The organism is Bacillus sp. 05T31 (assembly GCF_056396725.1).
Genome location: NZ_JBFTMA010000647.1, coordinates 1 through 4,281, shown reverse-complemented (window position 1 = coordinate 4,281; position 4,281 = coordinate 1). Strand labels below are relative to the sequence as shown.

Genomic DNA, 4,281 nt, shown 5'->3' with positions numbered 1-4,281 from the left:
GTCCAAGGAATTGGAAAGTACATTTGAACAAGAAAGACGATTAGAACGTACAAAAAATGAACTTATAACTAATGTATCTCATGACTTACGCACACCGTTARCATCTATTATTGGCTATATAGATTTATTAAAAAGAGGGCAATACAACAGTAAAACACAATTACAGGAATACCTTGAAACCACTTATTCAAAGTCACAGAGACTGAAATATTTAATTGATGAGCTGTTTGAATATACTCGTTTATCAGGCATAGATGCTAAGTTAAATCTTAATGAAGTTGATTTATCAGGTTTGTTGGAGCAAATAGTTGGAGAATACATTCCTATATTTGAAAAGGAAAGCTTAATCGTTCAAAAATCAATCACACAAGAAACAATACCTATCTTCATAGATGCAGAAAAAATGGTACGTGTATATGAAAATCTCTTTATGAATGCGATAAAGTACAGCATAAAACCATCTGAATTATCCGTATGTCTTGAATTAATGGATAACAAAGCAATTTTGAAAGTGTCAAATAAAGTCGAGAGGCCGCCTGTTAGCGATTCAAATAAATTGTTTGAAAGATTTTTCAGGGGGGACAAGGCAAGAAAAGATGACCAGGGAAATGGTCTGGGGCTTGCTATCTCAAAAAGAATTGTTGAACTTCATCATGGTAATATACATGCAGAATATAAAGATGGTTGGATGTCCTTTATTGTTGAACATCCAATCAAATAGACTGGCTTATGGAATTACAGGTTCCATAAGCTTTTTTTTTATAAAACTTAAGAATTCTTAAGGATTTTACAGGGTGTTTCCTAATTTTCATAGTTTATCATGGATGTATTCAAAGTGATGAGGTGAGTGAAGAAGATAGAAGGAAAGATTTCATTGTAGCTTAAGGGTGGATGCAACATGACTATTTTGTTAGTAGTAAACAAACATAGTAGCTTATTGTAATGAAATAAAAAAACGTAGGAGGATATATATGATAAAACCAGTTGTAAATGTAAAAAATATTCAAAAATTGTACGGTAAAAAAGGTGAGAATCAATCACACGCATTAAAAGGTGTATCATTCTCAATTCAAGAGGGGGAGTTTGTCGGTGTTATGGGGCCATCTGGTTCTGGTAAAACAACATTATTAAATGTAATTTCAACGTTAGATAAAGCGACAGGCGGCGTTGTTGAAATTGCAGGAACGGATATTACGAAAATGAAGCAAGGTGAACTTTCTGATTTCCGTTCACAAAAGTTAGGGTTCATTTTCCAAGACTTTAATTTATTAGAGAACTTATCTATTTATGAGAACATTGCACTTCCACTTTCACTTCAAGGTGTTTCATCACGTAATATTGGGCCGAGAGTAGAAAAGGTAGCTGATATGTTAGGAATTTCAGCAATACTTCAAAAGTATCCATCTGAAGTATCTGGTGGACAAAAGCAACGTTCCGCAGCAGCACGTGCGTTAGTTCATGAACCTGCAATTATTTTAGGAGACGAGCCGACTGGAGCTCTAGATTCTAAAAATGCAACGAGTTTACTTAATGCCATGACAACCTTAAATAAAGAGCAAGGTGTATCCATTATGATGGTTACGCATGATCCTTACAGCGCAAGTTACTGTCAGCGTATTTTATTCATTCAAGATGGTGAGTTATATAAAGAAATTCATCGCGGTGGTACCCGTGAAGAATTCTATAAAATCTAACTCTTCTATTAGGGATATTGTGTCTGTCTTTAAAATTGGTTCCTTTTTGTTAGCGGTTATCACATTTTTCTATATTTTATATGCAAACTCTTTCTTATCAGCTCTTCGTCAAAAAGAATTTGGTATGTATATGATGTTAGGAGCAAAAAAGCATAAAGTTACCTTACTTATGTTTATCGAAACAATCATATTAGGTGCCACATCTCTTTTGATTGGAATTACAATTGGTGTAGGACTTGCAGAAGGTATCGGTCAGCTATTAATGAAACAACTCGAGTTTGCTGGCGAAGGTTATAAAGCATTTTATTTGCCATCTATAGCTATTACTTGTGTCTTCTTCTTTGCACTATTTGTTTTATCGGCAATTATGAATAGTATTAAATTATCTCGTATTTCTGTACTGCAACTTGTACATGCAGATGAACAAACAGAACGTGTTGCCATAAAAGGAAAAATGACAGTTGTAATTGCATTCCTTGGTATTCTTTTATTAGGTATTGGTTATGCATCACTGATTTATATGTCATATGCAAATTCGCTAATTGTTTTGGGATTAATGGCCGTTGGATTAATCTCATCAACCGTTGGTACTTACCTTATATTTGGATCACTTCTCCCAGTTATGATTAACAAGCTAAAGAGTAATAAAAAACGTAGTGAAAAAGGCCTCAATGCTTTTACTTTTGCACAATTAAATTTCCGCATTAATGGTCTAACAAATGTGCTTGCAACAGTAGCAATCTTAGTGGCTCTTGGTGCTGGTGGAATTGCTTGTGGTATGGCATTTAAAAACAACATCGTAAACATGACAGATCAAATACAAATTTACGATTCAGTCATTCATAATCCAACAGCRGAAGAAAAGACAATTTTGGGTGGTATCTTATTTCAAGAAAAACTAGAATATCATTACAAAGTGGATGATAAGTATGTTTATTATCTTAAAGAAAATGTAGAGAAAAATCGCCCTTTCATACGAGGTATGAAAATAGAGAAAGTTTCAGAGGAATTACCCATTGGTGCATTTTCAATAAAACGGGCTAAAGGAGAGACATATACAAAACAATGGATCCAGGCTTTCAGAACGATCCAGCCAAATTATTTATATCCTGATTATGAAATGAAAATTGTAAATCAAAACATATACGATGGGTTGAAGGGTAAAGAAAGTACTGTGTTTATGGGAAAAACAGATGATTTTGGATCATACATAAAAGAATGGAAAAAACTTGATGAATTACAGATAGCAAAATATAAAAATGTGAAAGCGGAAGAATTGGATAGTAAGTATCAAACATATATTATGAGTCGTGATTTTGCCAGCGGACTAATGTTTATGGGTTTTTTCGTTGGAGTTRCATTTTTAGCAATGATGGCAAGTTGCTTAATGTTTAAAGTTCTGTCGGGAGCATCAAAAGATGTATCACGTTATCAAATGCTTCGTAAAATTGGTGTCCGCCGAGAATTATTAACAAAATCAATTTATAAAGAGTTATTCTTCATATTCTTATTCCCCGCAATTGTGGGGATTACTCATATATTAGTTGGTATGAACATGTTTAGCCCTCTTGTAATCGATCCGTACTTTCGTATTTGGTTACCACTTGTTATTTTTGTAGTAATTTACTCGATTTATTACTTGATTACAGTTCAATTATATAAAGGAATTGTACTTCCAAAAAAAGATTAATGTAATGATGTTATTTATACGAAGTATCAACATAATCAGACCCCGTTTTATTGATTATCCTGAATGGGTACAAGAAATTTAGAAATAATAGATGGACTAGCACTACGGTCCATCTATTATTTATTTTAGATTTTAAATTAAAAATTTATCTTTTATCTAAGAAGGGGCACTGTTTCTGCAGTACCAGAGGAAGCAACTGCTTATTTTTATCGAAAAGCTCTAATGAATATGGTGTTATTTTCCACGTGGGACAAACCTGAGGGAGCTGCACAAGGGATTCGTTGGGTAGAAGCTTTTCGTCACGCGTTGATTCCTTTTACAAAAGGTGTCTATGTTAACACACCTGATCTCTCAATGAAAGATTGGTCAGATTTATATTATGGTGAAAACTTCAAACGATTGACTCAAGTGAAGGCTAAATACGACCCAGAAGATATTTTCAATTTTCCACAAAGCATTCCACCTGTTTATAAAAAATAGAAATCTTTTGTCGGCCTTAAATTTTGCAATTTATAAAGAATGATAGATAATCCTTTTTGGAAAGAACAATTAAAAGAGAGAGATAACATTGATTATCGACTATATCCAAAGTTAAATCACTTCTTTACAGAAGGAGATGGAGAATTAAGTCAATCGGATGAATATTATAGTCCTGCTAATATCTCTGAGTACGTTATAAATGATATTGCTACGTGGGTGCAAGGAAGATCAAACTGAAATTAGCAACTATATTTTTAAATGGCTATTTTCAGTTTTTAAGATAGAAATATATATAATTATATTATGATGTAAATAACTATAACGAACGGAGTAAAGTTTCTTATTCAAATACTTTAGATTCTCATATCTGGGGAAATCATTCATGCTAGCGTCTTAATATTTGGAAGTATATACAAA

The 4,281-nt window shown here is 33.1% G+C and carries 3 protein-coding genes and 2 pseudogenes; all 5 read left to right on the top strand.

Annotation, left to right across the window (positions count from 1 at the left end):
- Window positions 1–721 (top strand): sensor histidine kinase (locus tag AC1DJR_RS25870; RefSeq protein ID WP_477003844.1); only part of this gene is annotated, 721 nt, incomplete at its 5' end.
- Window positions 722–971: 250 nt separating this feature from the next.
- Entirely contained in the window at window positions 972–1,694 is a 723-nt protein-coding gene (locus tag AC1DJR_RS25865; RefSeq protein ID WP_477003843.1) for an ABC transporter ATP-binding protein, read from the top strand.
- Window positions 1,585–3,384: an FtsX-like permease family protein gene (locus AC1DJR_RS25860; RefSeq protein ID WP_477003842.1), complete on the top strand. Its 1,800-nt coding sequence runs from the start codon at window positions 1,585–1,587 to the stop codon at window positions 3,382–3,384. The genes AC1DJR_RS25865 and AC1DJR_RS25860 overlap by 110 nt, the downstream gene beginning before the upstream one ends.
- Window positions 3,385–3,549: 165 nt before the next feature.
- Window positions 3,550–3,864, top strand: a pseudogene (locus AC1DJR_RS25855) (BBE domain-containing protein); the annotation flags it as partial.
- 42 nt (window positions 3,865–3,906) lie between these two features.
- Window positions 3,907–4,101, top strand: a pseudogene (locus AC1DJR_RS25850) (alpha/beta hydrolase); the annotation flags it as partial.
- Window positions 4,102–4,281: the final 180 nt, after the last annotated feature.